At 66.5% G+C, this 18330-nt stretch carries 18 protein-coding genes; 12 read left to right on the top strand and 6 right to left on the bottom strand.

Annotated elements, in window-relative coordinates:
- Positions 1-25: 25 nt before the first annotated feature.
- Together CKY51_RS11855 and CKY51_RS22705 are read left to right on the top strand one after the other, a co-directional pair.
- On the top strand, positions 26-2119 hold the full coding sequence (locus tag CKY51_RS11855; protein WP_152249275.1) for a prolyl oligopeptidase family serine peptidase: 2094 nt from the start codon (positions 26-28) through the stop codon (positions 2117-2119).
- A gap of 87 nt (positions 2120-2206) precedes the next feature.
- Positions 2207-3028, top strand: a complete 822-nt coding sequence (locus CKY51_RS22705) for a hypothetical protein (RefSeq protein ID WP_022972559.1) — start codon at positions 2207-2209, stop codon at positions 3026-3028.
- Positions 3029-3168: 140 nt separating this feature from the next.
- On the opposite strand, the gene CKY51_RS11845 is transcribed toward CKY51_RS22705, so the two are convergent.
- Positions 3169-4359, bottom strand: coding sequence for a pyridoxal phosphate-dependent aminotransferase (locus tag CKY51_RS11845; protein ID WP_022972558.1), 1191 nt, complete (start codon positions 4357-4359; stop codon positions 3169-3171).
- A 109-nt stretch (positions 4360-4468) separates the two neighbouring features.
- Between CKY51_RS11845 and CKY51_RS11840 the strand changes: the two genes are divergently transcribed.
- From CKY51_RS11840 to hslU, 8 genes are all read left to right on the top strand, one after another.
- Positions 4469-6583, top strand: a complete 2115-nt coding sequence (locus CKY51_RS11840; RefSeq protein ID WP_152249274.1) for a S9 family peptidase — start codon at positions 4469-4471, stop codon at positions 6581-6583.
- A gap of 246 nt (positions 6584-6829) precedes the next feature.
- Positions 6830-7228, top strand: a complete 399-nt coding sequence (locus CKY51_RS11835) for a YbaN family protein (protein WP_038221144.1) — start codon at positions 6830-6832, stop codon at positions 7226-7228.
- A gap of 39 nt (positions 7229-7267) precedes the next feature.
- The gene (lptM, locus tag CKY51_RS11830) at positions 7268-7546 is read left to right on the top strand and encodes an LPS translocon maturation chaperone LptM (RefSeq protein WP_031339859.1); all 279 of its coding nucleotides are present in this window, start codon (positions 7268-7270) and stop codon (positions 7544-7546) included.
- Positions 7536-8390, top strand: a complete 855-nt coding sequence (gene dapF / locus CKY51_RS11825) for a diaminopimelate epimerase (protein WP_022972553.1) — start codon at positions 7536-7538, stop codon at positions 8388-8390. Before lptM ends, dapF begins: the two co-directional genes overlap by 11 nt.
- Positions 8387-9058 (top strand): DUF484 family protein, encoded by a 672-nt coding sequence (locus CKY51_RS11820; RefSeq protein WP_022972552.1) that lies wholly within the window; start codon positions 8387-8389, stop codon positions 9056-9058. Before dapF ends, CKY51_RS11820 begins: the two co-directional genes overlap by 4 nt.
- 48 nt (positions 9059-9106) lie before the next feature.
- On the top strand, positions 9107-9994 hold the full coding sequence (gene xerC / locus CKY51_RS11815; RefSeq protein WP_022972551.1) for a tyrosine recombinase XerC: 888 nt from the start codon (positions 9107-9109) through the stop codon (positions 9992-9994).
- 160 nt (positions 9995-10154) lie between these two features.
- Entirely contained in the window at positions 10155-10706 is a 552-nt protein-coding gene (gene hslV, locus CKY51_RS11810; RefSeq protein WP_022972550.1) for an ATP-dependent protease subunit HslV, read from the top strand.
- A gap of 96 nt (positions 10707-10802) precedes the next feature.
- A complete protein-coding gene (gene hslU / locus CKY51_RS11805) occupies positions 10803-12170 on the top strand; it encodes an ATP-dependent protease ATPase subunit HslU (RefSeq protein WP_022972549.1) in 1368 nt (455 codons plus the stop codon).
- 83 nt (positions 12171-12253) lie between these two features.
- Here the strand turns inward: hslU and CKY51_RS11800 are convergent, their stop codons facing one another.
- From CKY51_RS11800 to CKY51_RS11780, 5 genes are all read right to left on the bottom strand, one after another.
- A complete protein-coding gene (locus tag CKY51_RS11800) occupies positions 12254-12547 on the bottom strand; it encodes a hypothetical protein (protein WP_152249272.1) in 294 nt (97 codons plus the stop codon).
- A gap of 74 nt (positions 12548-12621) precedes the next feature.
- The gene (locus CKY51_RS11795; RefSeq protein WP_022972547.1) at positions 12622-13077 is read right to left on the bottom strand and encodes a nucleoside deaminase; all 456 of its coding nucleotides are present in this window, start codon (positions 13075-13077) and stop codon (positions 12622-12624) included.
- Positions 13074-13574 carry a GNAT family N-acetyltransferase gene (locus CKY51_RS11790; RefSeq protein WP_022972546.1) on the bottom strand — a complete coding sequence of 167 codons (501 nt, stop codon included), beginning with the start codon at positions 13572-13574 and terminating at the stop codon, positions 13074-13076. Before CKY51_RS11790 ends, CKY51_RS11795 begins: the two co-directional genes overlap by 4 nt.
- Before the next feature lie 25 nt (positions 13575-13599).
- Positions 13600-14682 (bottom strand): HlyD family secretion protein, encoded by a 1083-nt coding sequence (locus CKY51_RS11785; protein ID WP_022972545.1) that lies wholly within the window; start codon positions 14680-14682, stop codon positions 13600-13602.
- Positions 14679-16325, bottom strand: a complete 1647-nt coding sequence (locus CKY51_RS11780) for an MFS transporter (RefSeq protein ID WP_022972544.1) — start codon at positions 16323-16325, stop codon at positions 14679-14681. Before CKY51_RS11780 ends, CKY51_RS11785 begins: the two co-directional genes overlap by 4 nt.
- Before the next feature lie 87 nt (positions 16326-16412).
- Between CKY51_RS11780 and ubiE the strand changes: the two genes are divergently transcribed.
- Positions 16413-17174: a bifunctional demethylmenaquinone methyltransferase/2-methoxy-6-polyprenyl-1,4-benzoquinol methylase UbiE gene (gene ubiE, locus CKY51_RS11775; RefSeq protein ID WP_031339858.1), complete on the top strand. Its 762-nt coding sequence runs from the start codon at positions 16413-16415 to the stop codon at positions 17172-17174.
- A 133-nt stretch (positions 17175-17307) separates the two neighbouring features.
- On the top strand, positions 17308-18198 hold the full coding sequence (locus tag CKY51_RS11770; RefSeq protein ID WP_022972543.1) for a GGDEF domain-containing protein: 891 nt from the start codon (positions 17308-17310) through the stop codon (positions 18196-18198).
- The last annotated feature ends 132 nt before the right edge of the window (positions 18199-18330 follow it).

The following is an 18330-nucleotide window of genomic DNA, read 5'->3' as shown; positions in this document are numbered from 1 at the left end:
CTGCTTGTCCGTGTCCGGAAACCCCATGTCCAAGTTCGCCTCGATCTGCCTGGTTGCCGGCTTGATCGCCGCTGGCGCCGTCTCTGCAGAGGAACCTCCTGTGTCCAACGATCCTTACGCCTGGCTGGAAGATGTCACCGGCAGCAAGCCGCTGGAGTGGGTCAAGGCGCAGAACGCCAAGACCGAGGAGCGCCTGGCCTCCACCCCGGCCTTCAAGCAGATGGAGGCGAGCATCCGCGAAGTGCTGGATTCGGATGCGAAGATCCCTGGCGTACAGAAGATCGGTGCGTACTACTACAACTTCTGGAAGGACAAACAGCACGTGCGCGGGCTCTGGCGGCGCACCACGCTGGAGGAATATCGCAAGCCAGCACCGCAGTGGGAGACGGTGCTGGACCTGGATGCGCTCAACAAGGCCGAAGGCGAGAACTGGGTCTGGCACGGCGCCGACTGCCTGCGCCCGGACTACCGCCGTTGCCTGATCGCGCTGTCGCGCGGCGGTGCCGACGCCGATGTCACGCGCGAGTTCGACTTGGTCGACAAGCACTTCGTCGCCGATGGCTTCTTCCGGCCCGAATCCAAGGGTGGCCTGGGCTGGGTCGATGCCGACACCGTCTATGTGTTCACCGATTTCGGTGCCGGCGCGATGACCAGTTCCGGCTATCCGCGCATTGCCAAGCAATGGAAGCGAGGCACTCCGCTCAGCGCGGCCACGGTGGTCTACGAAGGCAAGCCAACCGACATGTACATCGCCGCGATGCATGACGATACGCCGGGCTTCGCCCGCGATTTCGTCAGCCGCACGCTGGCCTTCTACAACGACGAGCTGTATCTGCGTCAGACCGATGGCAAGCTGGTCAAGGTCGACGTCCCCAATTCCGCCAGCAAGAGCGTCAAGCGCGAATGGTTGACGCTGGAGTTGCGCGACCCCTGGACCGTTGGCGGCAAGACCTACCCGGCCGGTGCGCTGCTGGCCACGCGCTTCGATGACTTCATGGCCGGTAAGCGCCAGTTCGACGTGCTGTTCGAGCCGACCGACCGCACCTCGCTGGCCGGCGTCGTGTGGACCCGCTCGCATCTGGTGTTGAACGTGCTGGAGGACGTCAAGAACCGTCTGAGCGTGATCACTCCGACGGCACAGGGCTGGAAGAAGAGCGCTTTCGTCGGCGCGCCGGCGTTCGGTACGGTGGATGTCAGCGCGGTGGACAGCGACGACAGCGATGCCTTGTGGCTCACCGTCACCGACTACCTGACACCCACCACGCTGTCCTGGGTGGACGTGGGCAGTGCGCCGCAGCCGTTGAAGACCATGCCGGCGTTCTTCGATGCCGGCAAGGACACCATCGAACAGCATTTCGCCACCAGCAAGGACGGCACCCGCGTGCCGTATTTCCTGGTTCGCCCCAAGAACCTGAAGCTCGATGGCAACACCCCGACCCTGCTCTACGGCTATGGCGGTTTCGAGATCTCGATGACCCCGAACTATTCCGGTGGCCTGGGACGTGCCTGGCTGGAGAAGGGCGGCGTCTACGCGGTGGCCAATATCCGTGGCGGTGGCGAGTACGGCCCGCGCTGGCATCAGGCCGCGCTCAAGCAGAACCGCCACAAGGCGTACGAGGACATGGCTGCCGTCGCGCAGGACCTGGTGACGCGCAAGATCACCACCGCCAGGCACCTGGGCGTGCAGGGCGGCAGCAATGGCGGGCTGATGACCGGCAACATGCTCACCCAGTATCCGCAGCTGTTTGGCGCGGTGGTGGTGCAGGTGCCGTTGCTGGACATGAAGCGCTATAGCCACCTGCTGGCCGGTGCCTCATGGATGGCCGAATACGGCAACCCGGACACCGACGACTGGAAGTACATCCAGACCTTCTCGCCGTACCACCTGTTCGATCCGAAGAAGACCTACCCGCCGGTGATTTTCCTGACCTCCACCCGCGACGACCGCGTGCACCCCGGGCACGCCCGCAAGATGGCGGCGAAGATGATCGATGCGGGCAAGGACGTCACCTACTACGAAAACATCGAAGGTGGGCACGGCGGCTCGGCCAACAATGCCCAGGCCGCGCACATGGCGGCGCTGGCCTACAGCTTCCTGTGGGAGCGGCTGGCCGAGTGAGTGAAAGATCCGCGTGTCGGGCAAGGATGTCCGACACGATGACGGCGCTTCCCGAAGTTCCTGTCCTTTCCTTCTCAGGTCATCGTCATGTCGCAGCTGGCCCAAGTCGCTGTTCTCGAACGCGAACGCGATGTTCGTCGTTGGTGGTCGTATTGGCTGTTCGCACTGTCCATGGCGATACTTGCGCTGGCCGCGCACGCCGCGGCCTATCTGACCCACGAATATGCGCATAGCGTGACCGCGTGGTGCCTGGGGTGGATGGCGCGTCCGTTTGGCATCGACTATGGAGCGGCCACCCTGGGCAATGTGTTGCTGCTCGGGGACGTATCGGACAATGTCGACTACGCGCCGATCTTTGCGAGCGGGCAGGGCTGGGCCGCTGCGGCCATTGCCCTGGCTGGGCCGTTCCTGGGCAATGGCGCGATGTATGGCGTGGCTGCCTGGGCGGCGCGCTGGCGGGTCGTGCGGCGATCGAGAGCGTTGCTCGGTTTCTGTCTCGCCTATGCGCTGATGTGCGCAGGGAATGTGTGGAGCTATGTGCCGTTGCGGGCGATCGCCACCCATGCCGACATCGCCTTGGCGGCGCGCGGGCTCGGGCTGTCCGTCTGGGTGCTGCTGCCTTTCCTGCTGGTTCCCTCGTTGTGGCTGATGTGGCATTTCTTTCGTCGGCTGTTTCCGGCCGCACGCGCGCCATTGACGGGCGGGTCGCAGCTGCGTGCAGCGATGCTCGCCGCGTATGTGGCGTACTGGTATTTCTGCTTTTTCAGCGGCGATGGCATCGGCGGCGATTATGGTCTCGTATCGCAGGTGCTGTGCCTGGTGTCGAGATACCTGTTGTTTCCGCTGGCGGTGATGGAACTCCTGCGCAGCGATGTCGTTGCCGCAGCGGGCGATCTGGTTGGCGGCTGAGCGTCATGCTGGGGCGCAGAAGCGGCTTGGATTGCCTGCAGCTGTGCTGTTGCAGGCGTGCTTGCCGTCAAGTTGAGGGTCTGGTCCGCACTGCAATGGCGCAGGCAAGTCGCCGCGATGCAGCGCCGTGCTAGCCCTGCTCAGGTGGGCCAACGCTCCAGCCCGCGCGCGATCCGTGTCACCGCCTCCTGTAGCCTGGGCAGGCTTTGCGTGTAGGCAATGCGCACATGGTGGTTGGCGCGGTGGTGGCCAAAGTCGATGCCCGGGGTAAACGCCACGTGTTCGGTTTCCAGGAAGTGTGCGCAGAACGCCTGCGCGTCATCGGTGAAGCCCGATACGTCGGCATAGAGATAGAACGCGCCTTGCGGCTCGACGGCGATGCGGAAACCGAGCGCGCGCAGTGCCGGCAGCAGATAGTCGCGGCGCTGCTGGAATTCGCCACGCCGCGCTTCGAAGATCGCCATGCTTTCGGCACTGAAGCAGGCCAGCGCGGCATGCTGGGCGATCGAGGAGGCGCTGATATAGAGGTTCTGCGCCAACTTCTCCAGCTCCGGCACGGCGGCCGGCGGCGCCACCAGCCAGCCCAGGCGCCAGCCGGTCATGCCGAAGTACTTGGAAAAACTATTCAGCACGAACGCGCTGTCGTCGACCTCCAGCACGCTGGTGGCCTGCGTCCCATAGGTCAGCCCGTGGTAGATCTCGTCCACCACCAGATGCCCGCCACGCGCGTGCAGGGCGGTCGCCAGCGCTGCCAGTTGGTCGCGCGTGAGCACACTGCCGGTCGGGTTGGCCGGCGAGGCCGCCAGCGCGCCCACGCTGGCGGCGTTCCAGTGCTGCTGCACCAAGGCGGGCGTGAGTTGATAGTCGCTGTCGGGGCCCACCGGCACCAACTGCGCAGCGCCTTCCACCAGGCGCAGGAAGTGGCGATTGCACGGATAGCCGGGGTCGGCCAGCAGCCAGTGCTTGTCGGGGTCGACCAGCAGGCTGCTGGCCAACAGCAGCGCGCCCGAGCCGCCCGGGGTGATCAGGATGCGCTCCGGATCGATGCTGCAGCCATGACGCTGCGCATAGAAATCGGCAATCGCCTCCCGCAGAGCGGGCAGGCCGCGCGCGGCGGTGTAGCGAGTGTGGCCAGCGGCCAGCGCGGCTTGGCCAGCGGCGACGATGGGGGCGGCGGTGGTGAAGTCCGGCTCGCCGATCTCCAGATGGATCACATCGTGGCCGGCCTGTTCCAGCGCATTGGCACGTGCCAGCAGCGCCATGACGTGAAACGGGGCAATGTCCCGACTGCGGCGGCTGTAGCCGCCCAACGGCAAAAGTGAAGCATCCATCGCAGAGATGATAGACCAGCATGACCTGGGGCACATGACGTCGTCTGGCAGCCTCTTCCAGACTCGACTGTTCCGATGGCATTGCGTTCATCCAACCGGCCCCAATCTGATGAAGCCTGTCCTGACTCTCCTGATCGCCAGCCTGATGACTGCCTCCGTTTCCCCCGCCATCGCCGCCCCGCCCACACCGCCGGACGTGGCCAAGCGCCCGCACACGGTGCAGACGCCGTTCGGTGCCACCCGCAACGACGACTACTACTGGCTGCGTGACGACACCCGCAAGGACAAGGCGATGCTGGCCTACCTCAAGGCCGAGAATGCCTACGCCGACCAGGTGCTGGCACCGCTGAAGCCGCTGGAGGACACGCTGTATCAGGAGATCGTCGGGCGCATCAAGCAGGACGATGCCAGCGTGCCGTATCGCCAGCGCGGTTACTGGTATTACACCCGCTTCGAAACCGGCAAGGATTACCCGATCCAGGCGCGTCGCAAGGGCAGCATGGAGGCGCCGGAAGAGATCCTGCTGGACGTCAACCAGATGGCCGAAGGCAAGGGCTATTTCAGCGTGGGCGAAGCGGAGGTCAGTCAAGACAACAAGATCCTGGCCTGGGCCGAGGATGCGGTCGGTCGTCGGCAATACACCATTCGCTTCAAGAACCTGGAGACCGGGCAGGTCTATGCCGACAGCATCCAGGGCGTGTCGCCCAACCTGGTGTGGGCCGACGACAACAAGACCCTGTGCTACGTCGAAAACGATCCGGAAACCCTGCTCACCGTGCGAGTGAAGAAGCACGTGCTCGGCACGCCGGCCAAGGACGATGTGCTGGTCTACGAGGAGAAGGACGACAGCTTCTATATGGGCATCGGCCGTACCCGCGACGACAAGTACATCACCATTTCCGTGGAAAGCACGGTGTCTTCGGAAACGCGCTACGCGCCGGCCGCCCAGCCCGATCGCTTCACCGTGCTGGCCCCGCGCGAGCGCGATGTGGAGTACCACCCGGACCACTTCGAAGGCCGCTGGGTGATCCGTACCAATGCCGATGGCGCCAAGAACTTCAAGCTGGTCACCGCCGCCACCGACGCGACCACGCGCGCGCAATGGCGCGACTGGGTGGCGCATGAGGACGGTGTCTACATCGAGGATTTCGCCTTGTTCGACGGCTTCACCGCGATCGAGGAGCGCTCCGGTGGTCTGCAGCGGGTGCGCCTGCTCAAGCGCGACGGCACGCAGGAGGACGTCAAGGCGGACGAGCCGGCGTATGCGATGGGACTGTCGGTCAACTCGGAGCCTGACACGCCGTGGCTGCGCTACAGCTATACCTCGTTGACCACGCCTGCGACTACCTATGAGCTCAATACGCAGACCGGCGAGCGCAAGCTGCTCAAGCGCCAGCCGGTGATCGGTTACGACCCGGCCAAGTACGTCACCGAGCGCGTTTGGGTCACTGCGCGCGATGGCGTCAAGGTGCCGGTGTCGCTGGTGTACAGGCAGGGCTTCAAGAAGGACGGCACCGCGCCGTTGTTCCAGTACGCCTACGGCAGCTATGGCATGTCGATGGATCCGGCCTTCAACCTGCCGGCAGTCAGTCTGCTGGATCGCGGCGTGGTCTATGCCATCGCGCACATCCGCGGTGGCCAGGAAATGGGCCGTGCCTGGTACGACGACGGCAAGCTGCTGCACAAGAAGAACACCTTCACCGACTTCATCGATGTCACCCGTGGCTTGGTCGCGCAAGGCTATGCGGCCAAGGATCGCGTCGCTGCGTCCGGCGGCAGCGCTGGTGGGCTGCTGATGGGCGCGGTGGCCAACATGGCGCCGGGGGACTACCGGGTGATGGTCGCGCAGGTGCCGTTCGTCGATGTAGTGACCACCATGCTCGATGCCAGCATTCCGCTGACCACCAACGAATACGACGAGTGGGGCAATCCGGAGAACGAGGAATACTACCGCTACATGCTGTCGTATTCGCCGTACGACAACGTGCGCAAGCAGGCGTATCCGGCGCTGTTCGTCGGCACCGGCCTGTGGGATTCGCAGGTGCAGTACTGGGAGCCGGCCAAGTGGGTGGCCAAGCTGCGCGACGACAACACCGGCACCCAGCCGATCCTGTTCCGGATCAATATGGAAGCCGGGCATGGTGGCAAGTCCGGGCGCTTCCGTCGCTACCGCGAACTGGCCGAGTCGTATGCGTTCGTGCTAGACCAGTTGGGGGTGAAGTAGGGCGCCGGTACGGGCCTCGCTGCAGTCCCTGCACTGCTGCAGTACGCGCAGGGCCACGGCCTGGGGACGATCCTGCGTGCCTGCGCTGGCCGGTCAGCGGGCCAGCTTACTGCCAAGGCGGCAATCAGCCCTCCGGCCGGCAGACGCTGAAGCAGCCATTCCGCAGCAGCGCGCGCGAGACGATGCGCGCCCGTGGCGGGCGTCATGGTTGCGACCGCGGCGTGTCACTGGCCGTATCATCTGCCTATGACGCGACCGACTCGTTTCCGCTGGGCGTGGTGGCTGCTGGCCTATGCCAGCCTGGCGACCGGAATCGTCGGCATCTTCGTGCCGGGCCTGCCGACCACGGTGTTCGTGTTGATTTCCGCCTGGGCCGCGTCGCGTGGCTCCGAGCGTCTGCATCGCTGGCTGCTGGGGCATCCCCGTTTCGGGCCGGCGATCGTCGAGTGGCAGACCTACCGTGCGGTCAGTCGCAAGGCCAAGTGGATGGCCAGCCTGACCATGGCCGTGTGTGCGGGCATCATGCTGTGGTGCGTCCCGGTACTGTGGGTCAAATGCCTGTCGATCGGCAGCATGGCGGTGGTGGCGTTGTGGTTGTGGTTGCGTCCGGAGCCGCCGCCGCGCGCCGCCGCCCCGCTGCCCTGAACGCACGGCGGTCAGGGTGTTCTGGCTATACTCGGGTGCATGAGCATGATGTCCCGATCCGTTGTTCGCCTCGCACTGGTCAGTGCGATCCTCGTCCTGCTTGCCGCCTGCGGCAACAAGGGCCCGCTGGTGATGCCGCAGAAGCCGGTGCCGGTGGAAGCCCAGCCTGTCCTGCAGCCACCGGACGCGCCGCAGCCAGCGGTCGACGAGGCGCAGGTGCCGGCGGTGCAGGCGTCGCCGGTCGACGCCAGCGATCCGGCGCCCGTCAAAGATCAGCCTGCCAAGGATCAGCCCGCCAGCAGCAGCAATGAGCGCTGAGCGCGACGATCGGCGCCTGCGTTTCACCAAGATGCATGGCGCCGGCAACGATTTCGTGGTGCTGGACCTGCGCCACGGCATGGCACCGCCGGATGCCGCGTTGGCGGCGCGCCTGGCCGACCGCCACTTCGGCGTCGGCTGCGATCAGATCCTGACCATCGAGCCGCCGCGCAGCAGCGAGGCGGTGGCCGCCTACCGGATCTGGAATGCCGATGGCTCGCAGTCGCAGCAGTGCGGCAACGGTGCACGCTGCGTGGCGGCCTGGTTGGTCCGCGATGGTGGCGCGCAGGGCGATGACTTCGTCATCGATAGCCCGTTCACCGCCCATCGGGTGCAGCGCCTGGACGCACAGCACTATGCCGTGGCGATGGGCGTGCCGCAGTTCGAGCCGGCGCACATCCCGTTGGCGGGTTTCGCCCGCGCGCGCGAGGAATATGCCTTGCCCTTGCAAGGCGAGACGGTACGGTTTGGCGCGGTGTCGATGGGCAATCCGCACGCCGTGCTGGAAGTCGGCCGCGTGGATGCTGCGCCAGTGGAGCGCGTCGGCCTGTTGATGCAACAGCACGCCGCGTTTCCCGAGTCGGTCAATGTCGGTTTCGCCCAGGTGGTGGACCCCGGCCATGTGCAGTTGCGGGTCTACGAGCGCGGCGTCGGCGAGACCCTGGCTTGCGGCAGCGGTGCCTGCGCCGCAGCCGTGGTGCTGATGCACCGCCGCCGGGTCGAGCACGATGTGCAGGTGACCCTGCCGGGCGGCAGCCTGCGCATCCGTTGGGATGGCGAGGGCGAGCAGGTGGTGATGTCCGGCCCGGCGGTGTTCGTCTTCGATGGAGAGTGGAACCCATGAGCGAGAACCTGGACAAGCTGGGCGCACACGATGTGGCGGCCTGGTTGCGCCGCCATCCCACCTTTCTCAAGCAATTTCCTGATCTGGCACTGACCCTGCTGGTGCCGCGCGACGACGGCCCGACCGCGTCGCTGGCGACCTATCAACTGGAAGTGCTGCGCGACAAGAACCGCGAGCTGTCGCGGCGGTTGCAGGAACTGGCGGCCAATGCGCAGGTCAACGAGCGGCTGGCCGTGCGCACCCACCAATTGACCCTGGCGCTGATGCGCCAGCGCACGCCGGCCGACACCGTGCGTGCCATGGCCGCCTCGCTGGCAGAGGACTTCAATGGCGAGCTGGTGCGGCTGGTGCTGCTGCAGCCGGTTGACGGCGTACAGGCCGATTGGTTGCAGGTGATCGCCGCGGACGATGCGCGGCTGGCGCCGTTCCGCGACTGTCTAGCCGATGGCGAGCCGATCTGCGGCCGCCTGCATGCCGACAAGCATGCCTTGCTCTATGGCGAACGTGCCGGCGAGGTGCAGTCCACCGCGTTGTTGCCGCTGCCGGGACTGGGGCTGATCGCCGTCGGCAGCAGCGATCCAAACCGGTTCTATCCCGGCATGGGCACGTTGTTCCTGCGCATGATGGGCGAATCGCTGGCAGTGGCTCTGCGGCGCTTCGATGCGTAACCGGGGCATGGCAACGCTGAGGCTGGCGCGTTCCGTCGGCGCTCGCTGATGCCCACCATCGCCGCCTTCCTGTCGCATCTGCAGGTCGAGCGCCAGATGTCGGCGCACACGCTCGATGCGTATCAGCGCGACCTGGCGGCACTGCAGGCCTGGGTCGACGAGCAGGCTGGGCTGGGTGTGCTGACGCTGGACAGCGCCCACTTGCGCCAGTTCGTGGCGGCCGAACACCGCCGCGGGCTGTCGCCGAAGAGTCTGCAGCGGCGCCTGTCGGCGTGTCGCAGCTTCTACGCCTGGTTGCTCAGGAATGGCCACATCGCCAGCAGCCCGGCCGCGGCGCTGCGCGCGCCCAAGGCGCCGCGCAAGCTGCCACAGGTCCTCGATGCCGATGAAGCCGTGCGCCTGGTCGAGGTGCCGACCGATGCGCCGCTGGGCCTGCGCGATCGGGCCTTGCTGGAACTGTTCTATTCCTCCGGCCTGCGACTCAGCGAGCTGTGCGCGCTACGCTGGCGCGCGCTGGATCTGGACAGCGCGCTGGTGCTGGTCGATGGCAAGGGCGGCAAGCAGCGGCTGGTGCCGGTGGGCCGGCATGCGGTCGCGGCACTGCGCGCCTGGCGGCAGGAACGTTCCGCTGAGGCAGACGCCCATGTCTTCCCGGGGCGGGGCGGCGGTGCGTTGTCGCAGCGCGCGGTACAGCTGCGCATCAAGCAGCTGGCCCTGCGCCAGGGCATGTTCAAGCATGTGCATCCGCATATGCTGCGGCATAGTTTCGCCAGCCATATCCTCGAATCGTCCGGCGATCTGCGCGGCGTGCAGGAACTGCTCGGTCATGCCGACATCGCCACCACGCAGATCTATACCCACCTGGATTTCCAGCACCTGGCCAAGGTCTACGACGCGGCGCATCCACGCGCGCGCCGCAAGAAGGACGCGGGCTGAGCGTCGTGCCGGTGGCCACGTTGACGTGCGCCGGTGCCGCTGCAGCACGCCATCGAGCAGCGTGCTGAACCATCGCAAGGGCACGCACCTGCGGTCGGTGGTCGCACGCGCTTGAACCGCCCAGCCGCGTCCCCACCTCTTGGGAAACCCCGGAGGACCCATGGACCCCAGCCAGAACCCCAACGTCGTTCACGCCACCACCATCGTGTCGGTCCGTCGCGATGGACATGTCGCCGTGGCCGGCGATGGACAGGTCACCCTTGGCCATACGGTCATGAAGGGCAATGCGCGCAAAGTGCGTCGGCTAGGCCGCGAGGGCCAGGTGCTGGCCGGCTTTGCCGGTGCCGCCGCCGATGCCTTTACCTTGTTCGAGTTGTTCGAGGCCAAGCTGGACAAGCACGGCCAGCTCACCCGCGCGGCGGTGGAACTGGCCAAGGACTGGCGCACCGAGCGCCGCCTCGGCAAGCTCGAGGCCTTGCTGGCCGTCGCCGACAAGGAGACCTCGCTGATCATCAGCGGCACCGGCGATGTGATCGAGCCGGAAGACGGCATCATCGCCATCGGCTCGGGTGGCTCGTATGCACTGTCGGCCGCACGCGCGCTGCTGGCGCATACCGCCCTGGATGCCCGCACGATCGCCAGCGAGGCGATCGGCATCGCCGGCGATATCTGCATCTACACCAATCGCAACGTGGTGGTCGAAGAGCTGTGATGCGCGCATCGGGTGCGGGAATGCGTTGAGCGCCCCGCATCCGTCCGCCGGACAGGTATCGATCGTTCCCTTTCGCTTTCTCTCATTCTCACTCTCATGCCCACTCCCGACACTTCCACCATGACCCCGCGCGAGATCGTGCAGGAACTGGATCGCCATATCGTCGGTCAGCACGATGCCAAGCGCGCAGTCGCCATCGCGCTGCGCAATCGCTGGCGTCGCATGCAGCTGCCTGAAGAGTTGCGCAACGAAGTCATGCCCAAGAACATCCTGATGATCGGCCCGACCGGCGTCGGCAAGACCGAGATCGCCCGGCGTCTGGCCACGCTGGCCAATGCGCCGTTCGTCAAGGTCGAAGCGACCCGCTTCACCGAGGTGGGATACGTGGGCAAGGACGTCGAGCAGATCATTCGCGACCTGGCCGATACCGCCGTCAAGCTGCATCGCGAGCAGGCCAAGGTGCGCGTGCGCACCCAGGCCGAGGAGCGTGCCGAGGACCGCATTCTGGATGCCTTGCTGCCACGCCGCAGCGGCGGCATCGGTTTCGATCCGGAGGCCGCGCGCAACGAGCCATCCGCGCAGGACAACGACACCCGCATCAAGTTCCGCCGCATGCTGCGCAACGGCGAGCTGGACGAGCGCGAGATCGAGCTCGAAGTCTCGGTCAACACCAGCATGGACATCATGACCCCGCCGGGCATGGAGGAGATGGGCCAGCAGCTGCGGCAAATGTTCTCCAACCTGGGGGGCGGCAAGTCGCAAAAGCGCAAGCTCACCATCAAGGCGGCGCGCCCGCTGCTGATCGAAGAAGAGGCCGGCAAGCTGGTCAACGAGGACGATATCCGCACCGCGGCGATCGAAGCCTGCGAGCAGCACGGCATCGTCTTCATCGACGAAATCGACAAGGTCGCAAAGCGTGGCGAAGCCGGTGCGTCCGGCGGCGATGTCAGTCGCGAGGGCGTGCAGCGCGATCTGCTGCCGCTGGTGGAAGGCTCCAACGTGTCGACCAAGTACGGTACGGTCAAGACCGACCATATCCTGTTCATCGCATCCGGCGCGTTCCATCTGGCCAAGCCCAGCGACCTGATTCCGGAACTGCAGGGTCGCTTCCCGATCCGGGTGGAACTGACCGCGCTGAGCAAGGCCGATTTCGTGCGCATCCTCACCGAGCCGAAGGCGGCGCTGATCAAGCAATACGAGGCCTTGTTGCAGACCGAAGGCGTGAGCCTGCAGTTCGGCAGCGACGCGGTCGACCGGCTGGCGGAGATCGCCGCGCAGGTCAACGAGCGGCAGGAAAACATCGGTGCCCGTCGCCTGCATACGGTGCTGGAGCGTCTGCTCGATGCGCTCAGCTACGAGGCGCCGGATCGCGATGGCCAGAGCATCACGATCGATGCGGCGTATGTAGACGCCCAGCTGGGCGAGCTGGTGAAGGATCCGGATTTGAGCCGCTACATTCTCTGACGGCGCGACGCGTTCGCATCACCGCATCCGCACCACGGCAGGCCCCCACCCGGTGGGCCTGTTGCGTATCAAGGGTGCTTTGCTTAGCGCGTCGCCGAGCGCAGGCTGGCGCTATAGCGTTGCAGCAAGGTGGTGCGCAGTTGCGCGTAGGCGGCATCGGCCGCGTGTGCGGCAGGCGTCGTGGTCGGCAGGGCCGCACCCAGCAACGCGGCCGTGGGTGTCATGCTCGCCGCGTTGCTTGCTTCGCTCGGCAGCTGCGCGACTGCGTGCAGACCCGGCTCCACTGTCGCCGCGGCCGGCAGGGCGCTGTCGCTGCGCTCGACCACGATCGACTGCACTGCGACGCCGAACGCGCCGCTCCCCCCTGTTGCTGCCATCGACACCGCTCCTCGGGCAAAGCGCGAGCGTAGCGCCGGGCATGTCAACGCTTGTTGACAGTCGGGCCGGGGGTTCAGTCCTCGCCGATGTCCTCGTTCCAGATCGCGGGGTTGGCGGCGATATAGCCGCCCAACAGGTCGATGCATTCCTGGCTGTGTAGATCGATCACGGTGACACCGTGCGCGCGCAGCCACTCGATCCCGCCCTGGAAGGTAACCGACTCGCCGACCACCACCGTGCCGATATTGAACTGGCGAACCAGGCCACTGCAGTACCAGCACGGTGCCAGCGTGGTGACCATGATGGTGTCGCGGTAGCGGCGTTGCCGGCCGGCCTTGCGGAAGGCGTCGGTCTCGCCGTGCACCGACGGGTCGTTCTCCTGCACGCGGCGATTGTGTCCACAGCCGAGCAGCCGGCCATCGGTGTGGTACAGCGCCGCGCCGATCGGAATGCCGCCTTCGGCCAGACCCTGGCGAGCTTCGGCGATGGCGGTGTCGAGCAGGGCGCGATAGTCGGGGGTGGCGATCATGCAGCAGGTTCCTCGGGTGCACGGGCGGCGGCACGCCGCATCGTGATGTGGGGGATGCCATCCTCCAGGTGCGGCGCGGAGGACGATGCGAACCCATGGGCGGCGTAGAACGTCTGCAGATGGGCCTGGGCGTCGAGTTGGATGGCAGTGTCGGGCCAGCGCGCCTGCACCTGCCGCAGGCCTTCGCACATCAGCCGGTGGCCGAGCCCGCCGCCACGCTGGCGGTTCGCGATGACCACGCGGCCGATGGCCGGCTCCGGCGCGACCAGTCCCGGCGGCAGCACCCGCAGGTAGGCGATCAGACTGCCGTCGGCGGTCGATCCGAGCAGGTGCGCCACGCCTGGCAGCGGGTCCTTGCCGTCCAGCTCGGTGTAGGCGCAGCGCTGCTCGACCACGAACACCGCGCTACGCAGCTGCAGCAGCGCATAGAGCTGGGCGGTGCTCAGCTCGGCGAAGGTCAGGCACTGCCAGTGCAGGTCGGTGGGCGTGGCGCGCATGCCTGCATGATAGCGGTTGCTCGGCTCAGTCGACCGCGGTCTCGACCGCCACCACCACCGACATGCCAGGACGCAAGCGTGCCGCCAGCGACTGGCCCGGCTCGACGCTGATCCGCACCGGGATGCGTTGGGCGATCTTGACGAAGTTGCCGGTGGCATTGTCGGCCGGCAGCACGCTGAATTCCGAGCCGGCCGCCGGCGAGATGTCCTGCACCCGCCCTTGCAGGCGCGCACCATCCAGCGCATCGACGGTAAAACTGGCACGCTGGCCGACGCGCATGTCGGCCATCTGGGTTTCCTTGAAGTTGGCGACCACCCACAGCGTGTCGGGCACCAGCGCCATCAGTTGCGTGCCGTTGGTGACGTAGGCGCCTTCGCGCACACCGAGTTGGCCGAGCTGGCCAGCGCGCGGGGCCAGGATGCGGGTGTTGTCCAGATTGATCTGCGCCAGCTGCAGCGCTGCCTGCGCACTGGCGACCGCCGCTTCCAGCGCCGCGCGGTTGACGGTCACGCTGCGCGCATTTTCCTCGGCCGCCTGCACCGCTGCCTGCGCCTGCGCGACGCCCGCATCGGCCTGCGCACGCGCCGCGAATGCGGTGTCGCGATCCTGCGCCGACACCAGGCGTTGATCGGCCAGTTGCCGGGTGCGGGTATATGCCGCATGCGTACGGTCGCGCTGCGCCTGGTTGCTCTGCAAGCTGGCGCGTTGCTGGGCAACGCTGACCTCGGCGCTATGCCGCTGCTGTTCCCAGTTGGCCAGGTTGGCTTGCGCGGTCTGCACTTGCGCCTGCGCCTGCGCCACTTGCTGGGCATAGATGCGCTGGTCGATCTGCGCCAGCACCTGGCCACGTTTGACGTGGGCGAAGTCCTGCACCGGAACGGCGGTGACATAGCCGCTGACCTGCGGCGCGATCACCGTGACCTGGCCATGCACCAGGGCATTCTCGGTCCGCTGCACGCTGCTGGTGAAGGGCGGCAGTCGCCAGGCGTACAGCACCACCGCCACGCCCAGCAGTGCGACGCCACCAAAGCCGATGGCACCGGTCAGGCGGCGCTTGCGGCGGCGGGCGTGATCGACGGTGGGGGTGGACGGCGCAGGTGTATTCATGGGCGGGCAGTGACGGGCGGCGATGACGGGGGCGACGGGCGGCGATAGCGCCGCCACAGCAGCACGGAGAGGATCCACAGCGCGGTGGCGATCGCGATCCAGCCGATCAACAGGAAGACGTCGTTATAGGCGAGCACGTTGGCCTCGCGGGTGGCGACGCTGCCCAGCGTGCGCACGCCCTGGGCCTGCCGCAGCGCCGGATCGCCGATGACACCGGCGTAGGCACCGGCATAGGCCTGGACGCGCGCAGCCACTTGCGGATCGCTCAGCACCAGGTGCTCGACCAATTGGCTGGAATGGTATTTCTCGCGTACGACCTGCACACTGCCGAGCAACGCGCTGCCGAGCAGACCGCCAAGGTTCTGCGCCATGCCGAACAGCACGATGAAGCTGATCAGGTTGCGCGGCTGGGTGATGACCCGGCCAATGCCGGCGATCATCGCCGGGCCGACGAAGAACGTGCTGCCGAACGCCAGCAGAAACTGGCTGAGATACATCTGCTCGGGACGGGTCTGGCTGGTGGCATCGGCGTCCATGAAGCAACCGATGCAGATCGCGGTGACCGCAACGATCAGATGCTCGGTGACGCGCAGCGGGTTGATCAGCGCCGCGCTGGCGGCCACACCGCAGATCGCACCCAGCAACATCAGCGCGAACAGCGTCTGCAACTGCGTGTTCGCCAGCCCCAGGGTCTGGAAGAAGCCGATCGCGCCAGTGCTCTGCTCGGACAGCACCAGCCGGATCAGCAGGATCGCCAGGCCCAGCCGCAGCATGTCGCCGCTGGCCAGCCAGCGCGTGTTGATCATCGGGTTGCGGCGGTAATGCTCGATCCAGGCGGCGGCGCACAGCAGGGCGATGGACGTTGCCAGCACCACGCCCAGCCACGGGGTGCTGGTCCACCACAGCAGTCGCCCCAGCGACAGCACAGCGGCCAGTCCGGCGGTGCCGGCACTGAACAGCACGAAGGTGACGAAGTCCAGCTTCTCGAACACCCGGTAGCGATCGCCCGGCGGCAGCTTCAGCGCCAGCACGCAGGCCAGCGCAAACACCGCCAGGCCGAATTCGAACACATACAGGCCCTGCCACTGGCCGAATTCCAGCAGGTCGGTGGAAAACACCCGTGCCAGCGGCAATGCCAGCTGGCTCAACCCCAGCCCGGCGACCACCGCCTTGAGCCGATATTTGCCCGGAAACGCCTGGATCACGTAGTACAGCCCCAGCGAGGTGAGCGCTGCGCCGACCAGGCCGTGCGCGGCGCGCACGGCGATCGCCGAGCTCAGGTTGTGCACGAACAGATGGGCGAAGGCGATCAGCGCGTACAGGGCCAGGAAGATCTCGGTGAACAGCCGCAGGCCGAACTGCTGGCGGAACTTCACCAGCAACAGATTGGCCGACACGTTGGTCATCACGTATGCGGCCGGCAGCCAGGCCATTTCGGTGGCGTAGGCCCCCAGCGCGCCCTGCAGATAAGGCAGGTTGGCGGTGACCAGCGCATTGCTCAAGCCGCCGGTCAGCGCCACCACCGCCCCGACCAGGCCGTACTGGATGCGCCGGCGGGTCGGGTGCAACGGTGTGGATGCCGAGCCCGGCAGGGTCGGCTTTTCGTGGGGTTGCCACTCACGCTGGACGTACTTGTCGCCCACCCAAAGCTCGCCGGACCGGTTGCAGAAGAGGTCGCGATTGTGGTCCGGTTGCGGTCACGGTGGCGTCAGCAGTGCGATAATCCGGCCATGAGCGAATCCCCCTATACCTCCGGCACCACCCATTTCGGCTTCCGCGACGTCGCTGCCAAGGACAAGCAGAAGCTGGTCGGCCAAGTGTTCACCTCGGTCGCGCGCAACTACGACCTGATGAACGACCTGATGAGTCTGGGCATCCACCGGGCCTGGAAGCGCTACTTCGTTGCCACCGCGCAGGTGAAGCCGGGCGATCGGGTGCTGGATCTGGCCGGCGGGACCGGCGACATCGCCGCGCTGCTGAAGGAGCGGGTGGGCAACGAAGGGGGCGTGGTGTTGGGCGATATCAATGCCGGCATGTTGTCGGTCGGCCGCGATCGCCTGACCAATCGCGGCCTGGTCGCCGGTTTCGACTACGTGCAGTGCAATGCCGAGGCGTTGCCGTTCCCGGACCAGAGTTTCGATCTGGTGACCATTTCCTTCGGTCTGCGCAACGTCACCGACAAGGACGCCGCGCTGCGCGAGATGTATCGCGTGCTCAAGGTCGGCGGGCAGGCGCGGGTGCTGGAATTTTCCGAAGTCACCGCCGACTGGTTCAAGCCGCTCTACGACTTCCATTCGTTCAAGGTGCTGCCGCGGCTGGGTCAGTTGTTCGCCCGCGACGCCGACAGCTACCAATATCTGGCCGAAAGCATCCGCAAGCATCCGCCGCAGGAGCCGCTGAAGCAGATGATGGGCGAGGCCGGGTTCGCGCGCTGCCATTACAAGAATCTGACCGGCGGCATCGTCGCCATCCATTCCGGATACAAGGTCTGAGCAACGGCGGCGCGGGCGGCGCTGTCGGCGCTGCCCGCGCCGCGCCGGCGTTCAGCCAGGTTCTGAGACCTCCATCGCGTCCGCTCCACGACGCCTCGGCGACACTACGCGCTGTTTCGTGTCGGAGACATGGATGCGTTTGTACGCTGGGCTCTCGCGCGTTTTTCCCCGCTCCTTCAGCGCCAAGCTGTTGGCGGTTACCTTCGTCGGCATCCACCTGCCTCTGCTGTTGCTGATCGCCTGGCTGGCGGCGCATCGCGAGCTGGGTGGCCGGCCCATGTGGTCGGTGGTGATCGTTGCGCTGGCGGCCACGTTGGCCGGCACGGTACTGACCTTGTCGGCGCTGTACCGTTTGCTGTCGCCGTTGCGGGTGGCAGCCGATGCGCTCGATGCCTACTACGCCGACCAGCGCCTGCCCAGCCTGCCGGAGCCCGGCGACGACGAGCTGGGGCGCCTGCTGCGCGGGATCAACCGCAGCTTGCGCGGCATCGACGCCGGCATGCGCGACCTGCGCAAGCACGCCTTGCTGGATCCGCTAACCGAAGCGCTCAACCGGCGCGGTTGCGAGCAGGCCATGCGCGACTCGGTGGCCTCGGCGCAGCGGGAGGGCTGGCCGTTCGTGTTGTTCGTGCTCGATCTGGACAACCTCAAGCCGATCAACGATCGCTTCGGTCATCTGGCCGGCGATCGCGTGCTGGTGCGGCTGGTCGAATCGGCGTTTGCGTGGCTGGGCGCACAGGACTGGATCGGTCGCTGGGGCGGGGACGAATTCCTGATCGGCGTGCATGCCAGCGAAGAAGACGCCACGCTCAAGCTCAACCAGTGGCTGTCCCTGCTCGAGTGCGAGGACGGGGTCGAGGCGCCGCTGCACGTCAGCGCCGGTTGCGCCGTGTATACGGACGGGCTGGAGGCGACCGAGCTGTATCGGCGTGCCGACGCGGCGATGTATCGAGCCAAGTTCTCCGGTGGCCGCCGGCTGGTGCGCGATGGCCACGAGAACGCGCGCGGCCATCCACTGCACTAGAGCGTGTTATGCACGTGGAGATGAGAGGCGTTGGCCGTCAGCGGTGCGGCGCACGCTCCGTGCTGCTGGCGGCCAACCCTCCTGGAAGCGCCCTGTGGTGCGCCGCGGCGACAGCGGAACCGATGCCGTCGA

The sequence above is a fragment of the Xanthomonas maliensis genome (assembly GCF_009192945.1).
Taxonomy (GTDB): Bacteria; Pseudomonadota; Gammaproteobacteria; order Xanthomonadales; family Xanthomonadaceae; genus Xanthomonas; species Xanthomonas maliensis.
Note: the sequence above shows the minus strand (reverse complement) of the source record. Positions and strands in the feature narration are given on the sequence as shown.